Below are 19,091 nucleotides of genomic sequence, written 5' to 3'. Positions count from 1 at the left end.
TACGAACAGATTGCTCAGACAATATTTTCCAAAAGGAACTGACTTATCGGTTCACAGCCAGCAAAGACTTAACAGTGTTGCCAGACAGCTCAACGAAAGGCCGAGAAAAACGCTAGACTATGAATCATCAGCAGAACGGTTCAATAAGTGTGTTGCGTCCATCAGTTGAACTCACAGCTCATAGCAGACATTTGCGTGAGCGTGTCCAACGACGTTCAGGTTTCCTGATAGAATCCCTGTACAGAGCCTTGTTAATTTCTGCCTGGATAGCTCTTTAGGCGGTATTCAACCGGGCTGAGTCCCTTGAATTTAAGGCTAATTCGTCGGGTATTGTAGTATCGTATGTAATCCTCAATAACTATCTTAAATTCATCAATATCCTTAAATTTACTGGTGTAAAAACATTCTGATTTTAAAGTCCCGAAAAAACATTCTGCACAGGCATTATCGAGGCAGTTGCCTTTGCGGGACATACTTTGGATGATGCCAAACTCCCGTAACTGATACTGGTACCATCGATGACGGTATTGCCAGCCCTGATCTGAATGAAGAACCGGATTGGTACCCGCATCAAGCCTGGCAAATGCCTTAATGAGCATGTCATCGATCATCGGCATGGTTGGATGTTCTGAAATACTGTAGGAGATCACTTCGTTATTGAAGAGATCAATAATGGGTGAAAGGTAGAGTTTGCGGCCACTGACGGCGAATTCAGTGACATCGGTGACCCATTTTTCGTTGGGCCGGCTGGCTTTGAAGTTTCGTTGCAGGATATTGTCAGCAGCGCGCCCATGTTCACCCCGCCATGAACTGTAGCGCTTCACTCTTATCGCAGCTTTGAGACGAAGCACATTCATCAGACGTTGAACCACTTTGTGGTTTAATGCTCCTCCCTCTCTTCTGAGCGCCAGTGCTATCCGCCGATAACCATAGCGGCCCAGGTTCTCATCATAGATCTCTTTGATTCTGCATTTCACTTCATCGTATTTTCCCGGAGAGCGGAGTGCTTTCAGATGATAGTAAAACGTACTCCTGGGTATCTGAGCTATCTGCAAAAGCTGGTCGAACGAATAGTGCTGCCTCAGTTCGTCGATAATTCTGACCTTATCCCTTACCGAACTAAGGCTTTCAACTTTTTTAAATAAAGTATCCGCAATTCCAGACGGCGGACTTTTTGTTCAAGCTCCTGAATACGTTTATCTTTCGAACGCTCCAGTTCTACCTCAAGCGCAACAGGATCATCAATCATATGAAGTGCCCTTTTCTTGCCCACACGGAGAGAACGAAGCCCTTCCTCTCCATGTTCGCTGAACACCTTCATCCACTTCCCAACCGAGGCCGAACCCGCGACGTTAAATTTCGTAGCAGCCTGCGTCTGGGAAATCTGTCCCGTCAGTACAGCCTTCACGGCTTCGACTCTGATATCGGGATCGATTGATACACCCTTATCCCTGGGCTTCAGACCTTCTTCTCCATAAGCATCATAGGCTGCAACCCAAATTCTTACCTGGGTTCTGGGAACGTTAAAGCGAGCTGAAGTTAAGCGATAGCCTTCATCGGTAGCGAAATAGTGCATAACCACTTCGAGGCGCTGTTGAAAGGTGTACTTACGTCTGGACATGGAACTCTCCAATTTGAGAGTCCAACTAAATGGGCGCAGTGCATGTGGTTGGTTAATGAAAATTAACGTCCTACGGGGCTTTCTTCTTTCTGCCTCACAACATCAAAACACTCAAACATCATGAGGCAAAAAGCCTCAAGCGCCGACACCATTATACCCTGTTTACTCCCATCCTCCCAGGGCTAATAAGCTGGTAAGTCAATAATTTTTAAGATGGTTTCCGCCGTGTTTCTGCTCTGCATCCCGGCATCTGCTGGAGTTCAGTCATGAATTTTCCCCTCTGTCGGTATGCTCCGGCTACCACTTCTGTGCCGTCCAGTGTAACGGCTCTGTGCAGACGCAATGCAGTGCCAGGACAACCCCCTTGTTCGCCAGCTGCATCCATGTCTGATGTTTACGAAATGACTCAGCCACCTGTTTGAAGATTTACGCAAAATATAGGTGTACGCCTATGACAAAATTATCCAGGCAATATCAGATATCAGATATCAGATATCAGATATCAGATATCAGATATCAGTAGCGTCATGTTTGAAAGAGATTTTTAAAGTCACTTTTCCTGATTGTATTTCTTTCAACATTTAATGAAGGTAAGGTTATTTAGCCAATTGACGCGCCACTTGAATAAGTTATTATTACTTACAAGCACTCAGAACTATCAGCAATTTTACAGGCTCAACAATGCCTGTAGAAATATCTTTGCATCGGTATTATTTTAAGGAATCAATTATGACACTCACTGCATATTACCAGTTAAGGAATACAAAGGCCGCAGGTCTTGGTTTCGAATTGCTGACCAGTGAACCGGGAGCCTTTATTGTGCTGGAAGAATGCAGTTATGAGAAACCGTATGAAATTGCCCGCTATGGGCATAACGGGAGTGCAGGCGATCTTTCGAATGCGTTCAGCTGCGCGATGAATAAAGCCCGTAGCCTGCAGAATTACAGTGGAGCAAAGCTGGATTACAACGTTTACGAAGAAACTGCCTGAATCATCCTGTAATAGCTGTGTGTAGTCTTTGCCCGCCGCTGGCGGGCTTTTTTATGTGGCACCGGACAGGAGCGCCAGGCATCATGACAGCGCCCTCTCCTCCTTTGCTTCACTTCCTGTCAGGTTTAAGACGACTATCAAACCGGAACGGTATCTGTTGAGCCTTCTGCACGATCCCGTAAAACTCAGGGTGCTCAGGATTTAACAGATAATTGAACTCTACCGGCGATAAGGCTGAGGGAACACGCAGTGCAACTGAGCTCCTGGTAAATGACCAGGCATCTCCGTATTCAGCCAGTTCCTGAGGCGCATCCTCATCAGCCCAGTTGCCCGGTAATTCATCCATGTTTGCGCTTTGGATCAGTTCATCAGGCACATCGATACTCAGTAGAGTGAAAGAGTCCATTATCTGTGCCGCATGCAGGTGTACCAACGTCTCCAGCATCGTTAGTGATGCCGTTTCGGAGACATATACCATTGACACCCCCACGCTATTCCAGCGCCCACCAGCCTCTTTCGCACCATATCCGGTCCAGGCCGTAGAAAGATACTTTGTTTTCGTCAGCCTGTAGAGGATCACGAGTACACCCCATGCTCCAGACGCGTGATCAGCTTAATGACCTCATACGCTCCTGTCTCGGATGCCATCAGGTCTGCTGGCACTTTCCAGCTCAATGCCCGGTTAGGTTCGTTCAACCACTTCTGTGCGGCTTCCTTGTCGCCTTCAAACAAATCTACCGCCCGATCAATGACGCGGATAATCCGAACCAGACGTTCACTTTGTTCCGGGTTAAAACGTGCCTTCACACTGCGGCTAAATGTGGTTGACGGGATACCGGACATTTTTCTCAGGTCATTCTGGGTTATTCTGGCCCAGTCAGTTATCCGGTTCGCCACCTTCCCGTCCAGACCTTCATTGATTTGGCCCAGAAGCGCTACGCCATCAGCATTATTTAACCCGGCAACCTGCCAGAGGCGCTGTGGTCTGGCTGGAGTTGAGGACAAACTAAATGTTTTCATAGCAAACCTCCATTTGGTCTTTGCATTATACCCAAATGGTAATAATAGAGCAAATATCAACCACCAGCAGACGGAAGGCATTTTTCCTGATTGCGATACTCAGAGTGTAGCGATCGGTATCGAGTCCCACCTCGTTGTGTAGGCTGGAGAGAGCATATCTCTCTTCATTGACCACGCCGGTGCGATGCCCCGACCGGCAAACCATACTTTGCCTTTGCCTGAGTTGTTTATCGTATCCAGTACGTTCATGAGCGCGTCACTGTTTGCATACGACCTCCCTTCATCAAATAACGATAGCTGGGTAACTCCGCAGGGACGGAAATCGTTGAGCATGACACCCGCCTTTGCATAGTTATGTCCGTCTTTCCAGATTTTATCCAGAGCCCGGCCCGCCGCCGCGATAATGTCCCGCGTATCACGTGATGGAATGCAGAGCTGTTCGCTGGAGACTTTGCTGTAATAGGGTTCATGTTTTGAAAAAGGCGAGGTTTTTATGAAAGCTGATACCTGACCGCAGTACTGACGTTCCTGGCGCAATTTTTCCGCAGCACGTTCAGCATACTGGCAAATTGCCTGGCGCATGGATTCATACGTTGTTATACGCTGCCCAAAGCTCCTGCTGCATATGATCTGTTGTTTTGGTGGCGGGGCATCCTCCAGGTCGATACAACTTTCCCCCCGTAGTTCCCTCACTGTTCGTTCAAGAACTACGGTGAAGTTTCGTCTTATGAATGCAGGGTTAGTACGAGCCAGCTCTAGCGCAGTGGTTATGCCCATTGCATGAAGCTTACTTGTGGTTCGTCCCCCCACATCTCCTCTAGCCGTCATCACCTCAACGGGGTCGGTGTTGTTTAAACTGAGCAGGCTGCACCCTGTGGTGAGGGCATCAGCCTGAAAAGCACAATATATTCATATACATTGTAGGCCGGGTGAGCGCAGAGTCACCCGGCAAGAAAGACGGCTCAATTATTTACTCCAGCGCCAGCAACGCAAAGCTCGCCAGCCAGTGCCCGCCGCTGTAGTGGCTGCCCACCACATGCTCGACGCTCACCGTCAGGTGTTTCGCCACCGCATCACTTAGCACCTGCTGCGCCGGATGGTTGACCGGAAGCGCTTTCGCAATGTGCTTCATGCACAAGGCACGGCTGAGATTTAATCCGTCGAGATGGGCAATTTTCGGATCGGTACGATCGCTCACCTCCGCCGGGTTCATAAGTTCCGCAACGGAGCCGACATCCGGCAAAAACGCGTCAAACCAAGCCGCAAAGTCCGCCGACACCTTGCTCATCAATAACGCTTCCGTCAAGGCGCCGGAAATATACTTATCGCCGCCGGGTTCGTAGTGGGCCGGATAGCGCGTGTCGGCAAGATAAAACTGCTCTGCAGAGGACAGAATAGCCTGCTCAAGCGCGCTATCTTCTACAGCTCGGGCATAATCTAGCGCCATAGCTAGAGTAAACGCTGTGTTGTAGTGCGTCCCCACGCGGATCGGATAGGTGAGTTTAGCAAGGTAATCCACCAGCCGGTTGCGAATATACTGGGTAAGCGGCTCCAACGTCTGATACCAGCCTGCGACAGCGACGACTGTTTCATTTCCTGGGCCAGCGCCAGCAGCCAGCCGTAACCATACGGCCGCTCAAACGAGTCGCGGAACGGTGCGGTGAAATAGGCCAGCTCCTTCGCCACGTTCTCTTTGGTCAGGTGTTGGTCGAAAAGCTCAACGATCGCCTTCTGGCACGGTAAGTGGGGATAAAGATGCACGCAGCGCAGCAGCAGCCGTGTACCGCCGAATGCCAGTCAAAACAACCGTAAAAAATCGGGTGCAGTTCACGAGGCGGCAGCACGTCGCCATCATCATTAAGTAGGTGCATGATGTGGTTCGGGTATTCCAGGCGCAAATAGGTCAAAGGCATGCGGGCAAACGCGTCAGCCTGATCTTGCGTTAATTCCATGACAGCTCCTTAGCGAAACACGAGGAAATACATTAAGAACACGTTCACCACCAGCAGGGTTAACGCGGTCGGGATTTGGATTTTGATCACCTGATATTTGTCCTTCAGCTCCAGCAGAGCGGCGGGAACGATGTTGAAGTTTGCGGCCATTGGCGTCATCAGCGTGCCGCAATAGCCCGCGTACATGCCAAACGCTAACAGAGGCGCCGGATTCCCGTGATGAACGTTGATCAGAAACGGCAACGCGATACCGGCACTTAATACCGGAAAGGCCGCAAACGCATTGCCCATGATCATGGTGAACAGTGCCATCCCCACGCAGTAAATGATCACCAGCATGAAGCGGTTATCCGGGTTCACAAACAGGCTCACTACCTTTTGCACCGAGTCGCCCGTTTTTGCCACCACAAAGACCGCGCCAAGCATGGCCAGCATCTGCGGAAGGATCACCGCCCAGCCGATAGTATCGACAAGACGACGAGACTGACGAACAGCATGCAGCGGCGTTCCTTTGGTAAGCCACCAGCCGGTGAGGATCGCCGCAACGCAGGCAACGAAAAGCGCCGCCAGGGTGAGCTGTTTTTGATCGAGCAGGAACACGCCGCCGATCGACACCCCTTTCAGGAACAGGGTGCCGATAACCGTCACCATCGGGATCATCAGCGCAGGCAGGAACAGCCAGTTCTTGAGTCTGTTCGAAGAGGCAACTCGCGCCTCCTCGGTGGACATTTTATAGTGCCCTATCCCGACTAGGCTAAATCCCGCCAGCAGGGCGATAGCGATGACGCCGCCGCCGATGATGCGGTACGCCAAGGATTTACCGAGTTCCTGTACCATCAGGTCGCCAAACAGGAAGATCCCGCCAAACAAAAACCAGAACAACGCGGTTGTAAAACGCTTTGGATTGGCGCGACGCGAAGGGTCATGACAACCAGCAGCATCACGACAAAATCAATCAGGTAATACACACGGTTAATGGTGATAAGCGTCATCATTGTGTGGGCTCCTGCATCCCCTGCTCTGCTCGCCATGCCATGATGTCTCGACGGATGCTGGCATTGAGGCGCAGCAGGCGCGTAATATGAATAATCAATGCCGCAATGGCGGTTGGAATGGCCCACAGGCCGATATGCAGCGGTTCGATACCCTGAATGCCGTTCTCTTTCAGAAACGCGTCAATTAGCAGCACTGCGCCAAAAGCAATAAAGATATCTTCTCCGAAGAAAACTGCGATGTTGTCACACGCGGCGGCATGGGCTTTGATTTTGTCGCGAATGTGCTGTGGGACTTCGCCGTATTCGTTCAGCGCCGCCCCTTCGGCCATCGGGGCCAGCAGCGGACGCACCGTCTGGACATGGCCGCCCAACGACATCAGCCCCAGCGCGGCCGTGGCTTCACGCGCAACAAAATAAAGCATCAGAATACGCGCCGAAGTGGCACTAGCGATCTTCGCCACCCAGGCCTGGGCGCGCTCCTTAAGCCCGTAATACTCCAGCAGACCAATGACCGGTAGGATCAGAATGAAGGTGGCCAGCGAACGGCTGTTCACGAACTTCTCACCGAAGGTTTCCAGCAGCATGCCAAAATCCATACCGACCAGCAAACCCGTCGCCAGCCCCGCTACCACGACCACCAGCAGCGGGTTGAAGCGCAATGCAAAACCAATAACCACGATCGGTATCCCGATCAGCGGCAACAGTGTAGTACCGTCCATAACGTTTACCCTATCGAAAGTGAGCGTTGCGCGCCGGCGGCTATTTTTTTAATTTGCGGCGAGCGATGTTGTGTTTTTCGTCAGGTTTGGTAAACCTGCGCTAAAAAGCTACATCTTTACCTCAACAACATGCATACAAATTATCAATAAAATATACTTATTTTATTGATAATTTTACATTCATTGCTAAGGATCGTTATGACTTCAGAAAAGAGTGCTAACCCCCATCACGACGATATCAACGACGGCCGGATCGTTTCCTCCCGCCATCTGGTGTCGGATCGCTGCGCGGAGCTGTCGGAGCTGGAATATGCGCTAATTATGACCAGCAACGCATTCAACAAATGGATGGTGCGCTGCATGACCGCAGCGGGTGAACCTGACATGGGCGCCTTTGACGTCTCCCTGCTACATCATGTGAACCACCGCGATCGCAAGAAAAAGCTGGCCGACATCTGTTTCGTTCTCAACGTAGAAGATACCCACGTGGTGATCTACGCCCTGAAAAAGTTGGTTAAAGCGGGCTACGTGACGAGTGAAAAGGTGGGCAAAGAACTCTTTTTCTCCACCACAGAGGTAGGGAAAGCATTGTGCATGAAGTACCGGGACGTTCGGGAAGCGTGTTTGATTGCGATCCAAACGGATAGCGGAATTACCGGGAAATCGATTGGGGAAGCCGCGCAGCTGTTACGCACGATCTCCTCCCTGTATGACACCGCCGCTCGCGCGGCGGCATCACTCTGAGGCTAAGGGCTTCTGAACAGGGTAAGACTGCGTCCGGACAGTGAGTACTCGACGGTTTCGGTGATGACTGTCCCTGTGGCAGCCGCATCCACCGTTGAGAGTTTGAGCCCCCCTTCGCCAAACTGCAGGGTGTGGAGCGGTAAGGTGCCATCAAACGAATTGAACGGCACCAGCAAATCGTGCCAGATGCCCTCCACCTGCTGAAGATCTGGTCAGCTGATGGAGTTCCGGCAATACCCCATCCCTTATATTCCAAAATAAGGGAGCAAGACGTTTAGTTGCCTTTTACTTTATCAATTGCCTGCTGCAAGCGATAAAAATCATGCGCACCGGGCATAATGCTGGTGGTTTTGTTTTGCGGATTATTGATATTCATAACGATAAACACTGACGTGTCGCTATAAGGATGTTTTGGGCTCAATGTCGCCGGAACATGAATGTTCGGGAAAGCCTGGAGTGAGTAACTCCCGGTAATGGGAAATCCTGTAACATGCCTATTCAGGAATACCGTCACTGTTTTACGTTGAATGATAATGACTATGATTTTTTAGAATGTTAAACAATAAACAGGAGGATAGTTTCCTGACCCACGGATACGTTGACCTTCAGTTGGTAAAAAGGTCAATGCCAGAAAGTAAAAGATGATGAGGACGAAATAACATAAAGCCGTTCAGGGACGTCTGGTTTTACCCGTCGATTTAAATCTGGACACTGTTTCTTCTGCCTGCACCAGGAGCGCTAACTGATGCGAAAGATTACATTTCTTGCTTCGAGTATTTCCTCAACTCTCGCCTTACGGTCAGGTTTTTATCATCTGGAGAAAACGGGATGGGCCCAAAAGGTATTCGGCCAGACGGATGCTGACAGCATCTGGACTGGCTGAAAACATAGCGCCCAGCTCTTTTTCAAACCTGATTTTCTCGGATGGACATGTAGTCATTTTTAACGGTGGAAGTTCCTGAACAAGTTTCAGGAAACAATCAGGAAATGGTTTTTAAGGTCTCCAGTTTTTGACTCTGTATGAACGACAAGCAGGAGTAAATAAGAGGCACAACGGACATGAAGGTCCGGAGAAATCGTACGCAAGCGGTTATGGATGCTGTCTGAAAGATGAAAAAACTTCTCATCTGACGGCTTCGTTATTCCCGTCGATACAAAAGTGATATGGCAGATGATACTTGCGGTGTGTAAAGGTGATTTTCCATGTATTCTTAATTATTTTTATTCAAAGGGAACAACGGACTGAGAATAACGCATAATAGCAACTTGTCATTTTTTTTGCACTGCATGTTGGGCAGGAATAATACCTGTCCGGTGCATGTATGAAGGGCTTTTTACATGGCAGAAAATAGTCTTTATAGTCAGCTTCCGGTATCCCGCCGAGAATTTCAACAGCCCTATTGACTTTGTGTGAGTAGTATTCCAGCGTATACCCGTATTTATTAAAAAATCAACAATTATATTAAAATACATTTCTCTTATTGATTCTGTAGGGGTTTTACGTGTCATATCCGAAAATGTGAATAGTATTTTTCACAACGACACTTTACAGCAACATGGCGTATTTTTCACCGAGCCATTTACCTACCCATTTTTTGTATTTATCCCTTTTATCTACTCCAAACTATCGACAACTTTACGACCATGCAGAACTATTATGGGATATTTATTGGCATCAAATTCCACTAACTTTATGGCACTTATAAGACTATTTAACTAGCTTACTTCGCTCTTTTTTAATCCCATTACCCGCATTCTCCTTAACGTATATCTGGTCCTGTTCTGTCGACCGACAGGAAAAACCACTTCATGTTTTCAGAAAACTTACTTTTAGCGAAGCACGCTCGGACACTGTTATTCTCCAACCTGAATCAACCTTAATCAAATTACAATATCAAGGATGTGAAGTCTGTTAACTCATATAACATCCAGACATCACCAAAATAATTTAAGCTTCTCATATGAATCTTTAAGAGAAAATTCGACACGTAAGTTTTCCATATTTCCCATGGGGATGAAACCTTCCAGAACATCAGCCATAATCTCGTAACCTCATGCATATACTTTGTGATCACGTCGTCCGGTATCATAGGTTATAAACCGGGGAAAGAGAACCACATTTGTCACCTCCACAAAGGCGGACATTTCTGTATCGAGGAGCATCTGAAAGCGTCATTAGACAGGGCCAAATAAGCCCTAACATAAGCTGGTTTAAATCTGGCCAGATTCCATAGATTGACCAGGAAATTCATCTGTATAGAGACGATGTTTTTCCTGAATAACTCAAGATCGACGGGTTTATAAACAGACTTCTTCCCGCTCAATAATTCGCATGGCTCATTTAATTTCATCTCGGTACTGTCAAAAGGTCTGCCGTACGTTTCAAACTTCAGTAACTGAGAGTCATCCAGGATCAATTTTATTAACTCACCCCATAAAACAGGCTTCCCGTTGACACGGAAACTAGCAGGCTACCTGGCCTGGCTTCTGACAGGGCAATTCTATTTAGACGCGCATCAGTGGCAGGATGGAAAAACCGCTCCAGCAGGTTCTCCGGTATATAGCGGTAGTCCGACGCGAGATCACGAGGCAACACACTGAGTAGTTTTTTCTGACTCCGTATCAACTGCAACTCCGAGCGGAGAAACGCCTTAATGACCGTGTCAGTCTGTACGTTGGGTTGTACGTCCATACGCTCTCCAGAGTACTTTTAAATCGCGCTACATACGGTTACTAAAGGGCTGTTATTATATCAAAGCCATCTCAGAGATACTACCGAAAAAAACAAGCACTAATATTATTAGATACTAAATTTTAAAAAAGCCCTGTCCTTTTACTTTGTACTGGTACTTATAACATTAGGCACTTTTTATAGAAACTGCACAGTTTTGCTCGGTTTCATTAGTACCTTTTAATCAAAAAAGTACTAATGAGGATAGATTTTCATTAGTACTTTTTCCTGTGAAAGGCACTAATGGCAGGACTGGACGCCTACACTTTCATTAGTACTTTTTTTGCAAATAGTTACTTATGTATAAGGGTACCTATTACTGGTTCGCAAAAAAGTTACTTTTCCCATCTCCACGGTTGCGTGGAGTGGTTTTCCGGGGATGGAACGCACACCGTGCGGGCCACAGGCAGAGGTTGTTGGACGAGCTCACAAGAAAGTTATTTTTTTTGCCAACGAAATGAGCACAAAAAAAATTTAAAAAAAAATGCAAACACCCTTGTTAGTTTAGAGAACTCTTTCTGGATTCCTGTAGTCTGTGTTGCTGGAGGAGTTGATATGAACCCGATAATTACGGCACATCAGGAAATCGTTATCGAGAACTCGGTTCGCTATATCGAGTTACTGAAATCAGAGGCATCAAAAATTCTGGATGAATACTGGGAGGCCTGGAAGGCGCGGAATCAACTGATATCCCAGACCACGTATGCAAACGGGGGAAGATTTATATCCGGTCGTTTTGCTCCTGTGCTGAGAAAGGTTGGATCGTCGCAAAAGCTGACAATTGTATGGAAAGATTTTTCGCCCAGGTTCAAAAACAAAATTGAACATCATGGCGTGGTTGTTAAACCTAAACTCGTAGGTTACAGCGTTAGTTGTTTTAAAAATACCCTAGACTGGGAACTGGAGATGATCTAGGAAACAGAAAAAAAATTAAACCAATCCGTGAACTACTCGTGGAATACCATCAACGAAAACTGGCCGACATCAAAAGACTGGAAAAACTGAAGAGGTTAATATAATGGCTGGCAACGCATCCCCAAAAACTGAACCGCGTAATCAACGAAACGCTGGAAATGACCCTCCTTTAGGGAGGGTCATTTCAAAATTAAAGCCACTTTCAAGTGAGTTCTATACACACTTTCATGAAAAAACAGAGCCTGCCTGCGCCAGTTTAACGCCATCTCCAATGCAATTTATAATATTTTCCGCCTGGTAGAAGGTGACCAGGCGACAAGCACTAAAGTTCAGAAATGGCTCTCCGGTGTTTACGATGAACTGTCGGGTAATGTAAATACCCTCAATGAGCAGATTGACAAAAATGTCGCCAGACTACTTCTGGATGATTCATCATACGAAGGGTTTGACTATGGTATATTTGAAATTCGCTGGAACCACCCATTGTTCTATAAATTGCTGGATATTATCCAGACCGCCAACGTCCTGACTCGTCAGGCACACCAGTTGTGGTTATGCGGTCAGATATCACAACAGGTTCATGACCGAATTATCCTGCAACTCCTGAGCTCACTGCAGGTTGCGATGGACAAAATTACTAAAATACTGAACGCTGAAAATCGTGTGAATGGAAAATACGACATATTACCATTCATCCAGAGCATTAGCGGTTTAAATCGGTGGAACTTTATATTGCCAGTCTCGAAACGAAGGCCCTTGCTCAGTCCGGTTACATTGACATTTCAGCTGATACTGGCAGTGAGCAGACATTAAAACCAGAGGAAGCGGAAGGCTCTGGTAAGCCATCTGACAAAACACAATCTTCTGCCACTCCTGTTTCGGCACAATAACTCACAGGTTGATATGAGTATTATATCCGGGCTTTTTTTTAAAATCAGGGACTCCCTCTTTGGAGTGTATGACCACGACATTATCTTTGATACAGATGATGAGTGCGATATCCCGCACACGCCTATCAAGGATGTGCAAATATACCGTGATTATCCAAGTAAGCCTGCGTGTATAACGTTATTTTCAGAGTGTGCGATTTTATCCGCACATGCAAACCGGTTACAGTAAATCAATAGGTATATCGGTCTGCCAAATTCAGACCTGAGTGAGAAGGCCTATACCTTCACTAATCTGGTCATTAAGCCATTGATGTAATATACATGCTGGATACATCTTTTACCTGCGTCTGAAAACCATTACCATGCCGGTACAGGGGAACTACTAACGAACAGTTTAGAGACGGCTTTCCTCGCTTTAAAATTTGCGTACAGCACTGAATTACTTCCCATTGGTCTACAGGATGAAGAACAGATCCGAAAAGGTCGTTATCTTTATGCAGCCTTTATTTGTTGGCTTTTACATGACGCAGGCAAGATATTTGATGTCGACGTTATTTCCTCCACCCCGGACGTTAAAATCACATGGAGTCCACTCTCATCCAGTCTGATGGGCTGGGCAAAGTCAAACCGTATTTTTTCCTATGAAGTTATATGGCTTAAAAGGCAGGCTAACGAGCATTCCGTGCGGGCACCTGTATTCCTTGAACGCTGCTTAAACGATACGTGCCTTAATTATTTGAGCGACGTAATCAAGGAACGGTTGTACGATAAAATGCTGTCGGCATTAGGTAATTGTACAACCAGTGATGATTTTATTTCTCGATGCATGTGAACGGCCGACTGGCATTCCACCGGCGCCGATACCAGCTATCGGTATGATAAACAATTCGCTATTCGGGCATCAGATACTAATGCCCGAGCCATCGCGATTCTAAAAGACAATATCAATACTCTCAATATCAATGTTTTCAACTCATCGTCAGTACACCATGATAGAAACTCACAGCCTCAGGTACATATTATGATTATTGTTGGCTCTGTTTACATCTCAGGGCAGCCAGTACGGCAGTGACGACTGGCTGCGCTTTTGCCGGGCTAATAACCTGGCACCGAGCATGAGCCGGCGTGGCAACTGCCAGGATAATGCGGTGGCCGAATCGTTCTTCAGTTCGCTGAAAAAAGAACGCATTAGTAAGAGAATATACAAAACCCGGATCTGGCCCGGGCGGATGTCTTCGATTACATTGAAGTGTTCTACAACCGGGCCCGGTGCCACAGTCACCCCGGCGGCGTCAGTCCGGAGGCCTTCGAACAGGCCTCGTCGTTAGGACAGAATTTGTCTACAGGCACGGGGTCAGTCCACTTGTTGCCCTTGGGTTAGTGGCTAGCCTATCAGCTATTAATCTGGTGTTGGGGCTCCCCTGAGGGCTCGACTTCACTTCGATCTGGCACGTCAATTTGTAGAGATCGAGAAGGCGATGATGAAAACCGAACCCGCGGAGGAAAACATTGCTGAGATCACGGATAAGCGCCTGACCATCGGAATGGATGAACCTCCAGTTCTCCGTGTACTGGATGCGTTGTGTTATAACGAGAAGCGTCGAGCTATGAACTATCCCAATTCAGAAATGGTTAACATCGGCTGGTTCCAGCGTAAGATGGCTCCTTTTCTTAACGTTCACAGCGATCAACTGAAGAAAATAGGTAATACACTTCAACAACAGAATTAACCTTCAGGAAGCCCGATATCTGTCGGGCTTTTTTCTGCCCGGGAGCAAATTACTCTGCACCCCATTCTGACACACACTATCTCCTGATCTATTCAGCCCACGGGCACATTCATCTTCAGGAGTCACCTCATGTTGTTACTTCACGAGGTCCGTCACCAGCGGATGCGCAACAGGATCATCCTTGCCGTTGCGCTGCTGGCCGCTATCGCCTCCATTTCGCCCGAACAGCTCGGCATCACGCTATACAAGCTGTCTCTGGTTTCCATCGCTGCCATTCTCGGCTACCACCCTGATCGAGCACTGTTTCCTTACGCCAGCCCGGGGAGCTATCTGATAGAAGATTGGAAAGAGAACCTCGGCAAGCCGGTGCCAGTGAGCCGCAATGAGCCTGAATACCCCGTTGCAACGGGCTATGAGCTGATTTTGCCGCCGTTCTGCTGCGATGTGCACCGATTGTCGCGGCGATCTGCTTCGGCGTGACGATGGGGCTCTAACGATGATCCGACTCGCGCAGTCTCTCATCCTGCTTAGCCTGCTGAGTGGTTGTCACCCGTTCTTCGCTGCCAGCATTCCGTTTAGGCCCGGCAATACAAGCGCGAGCTGACCCGCAATGCACGCGCTGTCTGGGAGCTTAATGCCCCAGTACCATCCCTTCAACCCAGCAGGCGGCCTTTATTTTTTTGCGAAGGCCATTACCACCGCCAGGTACGGCGGATGCTGCAGATCTATCAGCGTAATATGGAGATCTACACCTGCTGGCTGCAGGAGTTTTTCCCCTGCGGCATCTGTGTTACCCGCCCGAAAGGCTGCTTTATGTTATGGTTCGAGCTACCGGAGCAGGTGGATATGGTTTGCGTCGCGAAGCAGTTGTGCCGGCTGAAGATCTTGGTCGCGTCAGGATCGCTGTTTTCGGCATCCGGGGAGTATCGAGCAACTGCGCCCTGCCGCCAATCGAGAAGCATAAAGAGTTGATGGTGAAGCTGGGGGAAGGGGTGATGGTCGCGATGGAGTGATTTTCCGCTGAAGCTGTACTCACCGGAGTAATGGGTTTATTACCCTACCCCAGCTCGTTGCTAGGTAAAAGGTTGCTATCTTCTTCTCTGCTCAGTCGCAGTGCTGGCGAGAATAGTAAGCGTTATTGATAATTGCTATGGATGTATCTAGCGGACCTCCAATTTAATTATAATAGGAATAATATGCTGTAAAATAAAAAAATGGTAAGTAAAAAATAAGGAGATGAACTATGGTGAATAAGATAACAAACCCAAAATATAGGATTAAGCGCTTGATTATATTAAATACAACTAACTATAAAGTTTTTATTTTAAATAATAATCACCACAAACACTCTTAGGTTACTCATAATTGCCTTTCTGCTACATTCCCGATACATTCATCCTTTCCCCTACGGGAAACACCAAAAAAGACACAACAATATTACTGGGATGAATCTAATGAAAATACCCAAAGATCGGATGGTTTACGCCATGTCGCGCGATAACGTTCCTGTCGCCACCGTCAACAGTGGAAGTGAAGTGTTATTCGAAACCTGCGACTGCTTTTCCGACCAAATCACCTCTGCCGAGACCGTGTTCAACGAGTTAGACTGGCAGCGTATTAACCCGGCCACCGGGCCGGTCAACATTGTAGGTGCCAAACCGGGTGACCTTGGCCCAAACTCAGTGCAGTGCTAAATCAGAGAGCTTCGTCTTTCCGGAGACTTCGGATGAATTCAGCCGGAGTCATGTCATTTAATGAAGAATGCGTTCTCTCATGATTATATTCCCTGCGCCAGTTGCCGAGTTTGTCCTGCGCATCTTCCAGCGAGAGAAACCAGTGAATGTTCAGGCATTCATCCCGGAGACTGCCGTTAAATGATTCTATAAACGGGTTATCCGTTGGTTTCCCGGGGCGGGAGAAGTCCATTGTGACCCCGTGCTCATACGCCCATTTATCCAGATTTTTCGAAATAAACTCGCTGCCGTTATCTGTCTGAATACGTACCGGCAGGCGCTTGCCCAGCACCCGTAACCTTTCCATCACACCGACCACATCCTTACCTTTCAGCGACTTTCCGGCATGGATCGCCAGACACTCCCGACTAAAATTATCCACTACAGTCAGCGCCCGGAAACGTCGTCCGTTGAACAGGTTATCCGACACGAAATCCATACTCCAGCACTGATCGACACCGGTCAGGGCCGGACGTTGCTGACGATGTGCTGCACTGACATGCCTGCGGGGGCGCTTTTTGCCCAGGTTGAGGCCTTCCAGACAGTAAATCCGGTGTGTTTTCTTGTGGTTAACAGGCCAGCCTTCCCGCCGCAGCTGATTATGAATACGAGGGCAACCGTAGCGGATCCGGTTTCCGCTATTTCCCGGATACGCAGGGTTATCGCCCGATCATCCCGCCGGCTCTGCCAGTGGTAAACGGTTCTGCTCTGCATCAGCAGTCCGCATCCCCGTCGGACACTGATACGGTAAGCCTCCCGCAGAAAATGCACCGCCTGACGCTTCTGAACCGGCCTCAGAACTTTTTTGATAACTTCCTGCAGCATCTCCTTGTCCAGACTTAAATCGGCCACCAGACGTTTCAGACGCTGATTCTCTTCCTCAAGCTGGCGCAGGCGGCGCAGCTCTGTCACGCCCATGCCGCCAAACTTTTTCTTCCAGTTGTAAAATGTGGCTTCAGAAATGCCCATCTTTCTGCAGACTTCCTCCACCCGAGTGCCGGTTTCGGCCTGTTTCAGCGCAAATGCTATCTGTTCTTCGGTATAACGGGTCTTTTTCATGGCGATGTGCCTCTCTGTGAGATGGAAGAAAGACCGGAGGCTTCAGTTTAGCCTGGCACTGTTTTCAGGGAGGAGATCACGGGCGATGTGCTTAAAGTCACCATCAAGCAAATTACCCTGACGAGCCAGCAGGCGGTGATGGTCACCGCCCCGCAACTAGGGGTGATTGGCGACGAACTTAGTGCTCCAAAAGTGACCATGGTGCCCATTGAACAGGGCCATGCGGTCATGCCTGGCAATATGCGTGTACCGCTTAATCCGATGGTTGGCGTTATCGGCGTCGCGCCTGCCGGAAAGGCTATCTCCTGCGGCACGCCGGATAGCCACGGCGGTAATATGGACTGCAAAATGATCACCGCCGGCAGCACCCTGTGGTTACCGGTCAACGTACCTGGTGCGCTTTTCGCGCTGGGAGATTTACACGCCGCGATGGGTGATGGCGAAGTCTCAGTTTGCGACCTGCAAATCTGTCAGGTGGTCGACCCGCTGAAAACTTGCCGCTACGCGTTACCCAAATCGGTGGCGGCGCAGCTTTCGCTGAGTATTGAAGGGGAGCAGGCATGAGCGTCGAACAGTTCGGTTATAAACAGGAGCTCCATCGAGCGCTGACTTTCCGCGATCTGCTGGTTTATGGCATGATTTTTATGGTGCCCATCGCCCCTTTCGGCGTTTTCGGCTACGTCTGGGATGGCGCACAGGGCATGGTAGCGCTGGCTTATCTGATCGGCATGGTGGCAATGTTTTTCACCGCCATAAGCTACTGGTCGATGTCGCGCGCGTTCCCGGTTTCAGGTTCGGTATACGCTTACGCTCAGCGCGGAATACACCCTATCGTTGGTTTTTTTGCTGGCTGGCTGATATTGCTGGATTACATTCTGGTGCCATCGCTACTGTATATCGTCAGCGCGGCGGCGGTGGGGCCGATGTTACCGGGCGTTCCGGGCTGGGTCTGGATTATCGGCTTTATCGCGCTTAACAGCCTGATTAACTTACGCGGCATTACCTTTACCGCGCGGGCGAATAATACCATTTTGGTGGCTGAAATCGTGGTGCTCGCGATTTTTGTGGTACTGGGATTGATTGCGTTTTATTCCGGAGCCGAGGCAGGCCATCTGACGCTCGCCCCCTTGTATAATGCCGATAAATTCAGCCTACCTCTGGTCATGGGCGCAGTCTCAATTGCCGTACTCTCTTTCCCCGGCTTCGATGGAATATCGACGCTGTCGGCAGAAACCAAAGGCGGCATCGATACCGTGGGTAAGGCCTCGTTGGGCGCCCTGATGCAGGTCGGTACGCTGTTCATTCTCCAAACCTGGATTGCGGCGGACCTTGCGCAAGGAATGAAATTTGGCAGCCTCGATACCGCGTTCTACGATACTGCCAATCTTGCCGGCGGCCAATGGCTGAAATACGTCACCATGTGGTCCAGCTGACTATGTCGAGTCCGATCTGGATCTCCATGATTACTGCATACGGCATCCGAGCGCGACTTACTACCTGCGTGCCAGCGGAGACAGCATGGCCGACGGCAGTCTGCACAATGGTGATCTGCTGGTTGTGGACAGTGCTGAAAAGCCGCGGCACGGCGATATCGTTGTCGCCAGCGTACAGGGGGAGTTTACGGTGAAACGGCTTCTGCTGACGCCACGACTGACGCTGCAGCCCATGAATGCCTCCTGGTCATCGATTTATCCTGACCCCGACGAGCTGGATATCTTTGGCGTCGTCACGCATATCATCCACCGCCCGAGGGAGATGTACTGATGTTTGCCCTGGCCGATGTGAACAGTAGCGCCCTTACAGGGCGAGCGTCATCGCTTCGCGATTCCGAGGGTTTGCATGCCATGAGCCCCGTTTTATACTCAGCGGCATGTATATTCCACGTCCCGCAAAGTTGCTTTTCACCGTCGATGACGGCTGGAATACGTTCCTCGAAAAATTCGGCGACAGCGTCACTCCCTGGACCCGCCTCTGCGTTGAGCGCATGCTCGC

12 protein-coding genes and 10 pseudogenes are annotated in these 19,091 nt (G+C 48.9%); 14 read left to right on the top strand and 8 right to left on the bottom strand.

Translation table 11 applies throughout. The annotated features are described in order from the left end of the window. Positions 1 to 169: pseudogene (locus CW267_RS26555) on the top strand (IS30 family transposase); the annotation flags it as partial. Between the two features lie 82 nt (positions 170 to 251). Here the strand turns inward: CW267_RS26555 and CW267_RS26550 are convergent. Further along, positions 252 to 1,621 (bottom strand): IS3 family transposase gene (locus CW267_RS26550; protein WP_100781708.1). Its coding sequence is split into 2 segments (ribosomal slippage): positions 252 to 1,132 and positions 1,132 to 1,621, totalling 1,371 coding nucleotides; the frame shifts between segments, so codons are not numbered across the junction. Between the two features lie 729 nt (positions 1,622 to 2,350). On the opposite strand from CW267_RS26550, the gene CW267_RS26540 reads away from it, so the two are divergent. Then, positions 2,351 to 2,611, top strand: a complete 261-nt coding sequence (locus CW267_RS26540) for a hypothetical protein (RefSeq protein WP_100781707.1) — start codon at positions 2,351 to 2,353, stop codon at positions 2,609 to 2,611. A gap of 109 nt (positions 2,612 to 2,720) precedes the next feature. Here CW267_RS26540 and CW267_RS26535 read toward each other — a convergent pair whose 3' ends face one another. The 6 genes and pseudogenes from CW267_RS26535 to CW267_RS26510 all read right to left on the bottom strand — a co-directional run bounded on the left by CW267_RS26535 (position 2,721) and on the right by CW267_RS26510 (position 7,297). Next, positions 2,721 to 3,191, bottom strand: coding sequence for an RES family NAD+ phosphorylase (locus CW267_RS26535; protein ID WP_100781706.1), 471 nt, complete (start codon positions 3,189 to 3,191; stop codon positions 2,721 to 2,723). Further along, complete coding sequence (locus CW267_RS26530) at positions 3,188 to 3,631, bottom strand: antitoxin Xre/MbcA/ParS toxin-binding domain-containing protein (protein WP_004026357.1); 444 nt, start codon at positions 3,629 to 3,631, stop codon at positions 3,188 to 3,190. The genes CW267_RS26535 and CW267_RS26530 overlap by 4 nt, the downstream gene beginning before the upstream one ends. A 99-nt stretch (positions 3,632 to 3,730) precedes the next feature. Further along, positions 3,731 to 4,495: pseudogene (locus CW267_RS26525) on the bottom strand (DUF4113 domain-containing protein); the annotation flags it as partial. A gap of 106 nt (positions 4,496 to 4,601) precedes the next feature. Further along, positions 4,602 to 5,583, bottom strand: a pseudogene (locus CW267_RS26520) (DUF2891 domain-containing protein). A gap of 9 nt (positions 5,584 to 5,592) precedes the next feature. Next, positions 5,593 to 6,578 (bottom strand): annotated as a pseudogene (locus tag CW267_RS26515) (DUF979 domain-containing protein). Next, complete coding sequence (locus tag CW267_RS26510; RefSeq protein WP_100781705.1) at positions 6,575 to 7,297, bottom strand: DUF969 domain-containing protein; 723 nt, start codon at positions 7,295 to 7,297, stop codon at positions 6,575 to 6,577. The pseudogene CW267_RS26515 and the gene CW267_RS26510 overlap by 4 nt, the downstream one beginning before the upstream one ends. A 198-nt stretch (positions 7,298 to 7,495) precedes the next feature. Here CW267_RS26510 and CW267_RS26505 point away from each other — a divergent pair, with 198 nt between their 5' ends. The 9 genes and pseudogenes from CW267_RS26505 to CW267_RS26440 form a co-directional block, all read left to right on the top strand. Then, positions 7,496 to 8,041, top strand: coding sequence for a winged helix DNA-binding protein (locus CW267_RS26505; RefSeq protein ID WP_100781704.1), 546 nt, complete (start codon positions 7,496 to 7,498; stop codon positions 8,039 to 8,041). A gap of 3,286 nt (positions 8,042 to 11,327) precedes the next feature. After that, positions 11,328 to 11,687, top strand: a complete 360-nt coding sequence (gene mobI, locus CW267_RS26475) for a conjugative transfer protein MobI(A/C) (RefSeq protein ID WP_100781700.1) — start codon at positions 11,328 to 11,330, stop codon at positions 11,685 to 11,687. A 719-nt stretch (positions 11,688 to 12,406) separates the two neighbouring features. Continuing rightward, on the top strand, positions 12,407 to 12,577 hold the full coding sequence (locus CW267_RS31490; protein ID WP_227521870.1) for a hypothetical protein: 171 nt from the start codon (positions 12,407 to 12,409) through the stop codon (positions 12,575 to 12,577). A gap of 328 nt (positions 12,578 to 12,905) precedes the next feature. Next, a complete protein-coding gene (locus CW267_RS31485) occupies positions 12,906 to 13,409 on the top strand; it encodes a TraI domain-containing protein (protein WP_227521872.1) in 504 nt (167 codons plus the stop codon). Positions 13,410 to 13,620: 211 nt separating this feature from the next. Next, a pseudogene (locus tag CW267_RS26460) lies at positions 13,621 to 13,958 on the top strand (IS3 family transposase); the annotation flags it as partial. A 97-nt stretch (positions 13,959 to 14,055) separates the two neighbouring features. Continuing rightward, positions 14,056 to 14,307: a hypothetical protein gene (locus CW267_RS26455; protein ID WP_227521869.1), complete on the top strand. Its 252-nt coding sequence runs from the start codon at positions 14,056 to 14,058 to the stop codon at positions 14,305 to 14,307. 129 nt (positions 14,308 to 14,436) lie between these two features. Next, on the top strand, positions 14,437 to 14,787 hold the full coding sequence (locus CW267_RS26450) for a putative holin (protein ID WP_100781699.1): 351 nt from the start codon (positions 14,437 to 14,439) through the stop codon (positions 14,785 to 14,787). A gap of 161 nt (positions 14,788 to 14,948) precedes the next feature. Beyond that, positions 14,949 to 15,320 (top strand): annotated as a pseudogene (locus CW267_RS26445) (GntR family transcriptional regulator); the annotation flags it as partial. Positions 15,321 to 15,761: 441 nt separating this feature from the next. Further along, a pseudogene (locus CW267_RS26440) lies at positions 15,762 to 15,974 on the top strand (acetamidase); the annotation flags it as partial. A 28-nt stretch (positions 15,975 to 16,002) separates the two neighbouring features. Here the strand turns inward: CW267_RS26440 and CW267_RS26435 are convergent. Then, a protein-coding gene (locus CW267_RS26435; protein ID WP_100781698.1) for an IS3 family transposase occupies positions 16,003 to 17,099 on the bottom strand; the annotation gives its coding sequence in 2 pieces (ribosomal slippage) (positions 16,003 to 16,673 and positions 16,673 to 17,099; 1,098 coding nt in all). A gap of 81 nt (positions 17,100 to 17,180) precedes the next feature. Between CW267_RS26435 and CW267_RS26430 the strand changes: the two are divergent. The 3 pseudogenes from CW267_RS26430 to umuD all read left to right on the top strand — a co-directional run. Continuing rightward, positions 17,181 to 17,663: pseudogene (locus CW267_RS26430) on the top strand (acetamidase/formamidase family protein); the annotation flags it as partial. Next, positions 17,660 to 18,529 (top strand): annotated as a pseudogene (locus CW267_RS26425) (APC family permease); the annotation flags it as partial. The pseudogenes CW267_RS26430 and CW267_RS26425, both read left to right, overlap by 4 nt. Then, positions 18,516 to 18,863 (top strand): annotated as a pseudogene (umuD, locus tag CW267_RS26420) (translesion error-prone DNA polymerase V autoproteolytic subunit); the annotation flags it as partial. The pseudogenes CW267_RS26425 and umuD, both read left to right, overlap by 14 nt. Positions 18,864 to 19,091 lie beyond the last annotated feature (228 nt).

Origin of the sequence: Klebsiella sp. X1-16S-Nf21 (genome assembly GCF_002837615.1) — a bacterium.
Taxonomy (GTDB): domain Bacteria; phylum Pseudomonadota; class Gammaproteobacteria; order Enterobacterales; family Enterobacteriaceae; genus Klebsiella; species Klebsiella variicola.
This window is presented reverse-complemented; position numbering and strand designations above follow the sequence as displayed.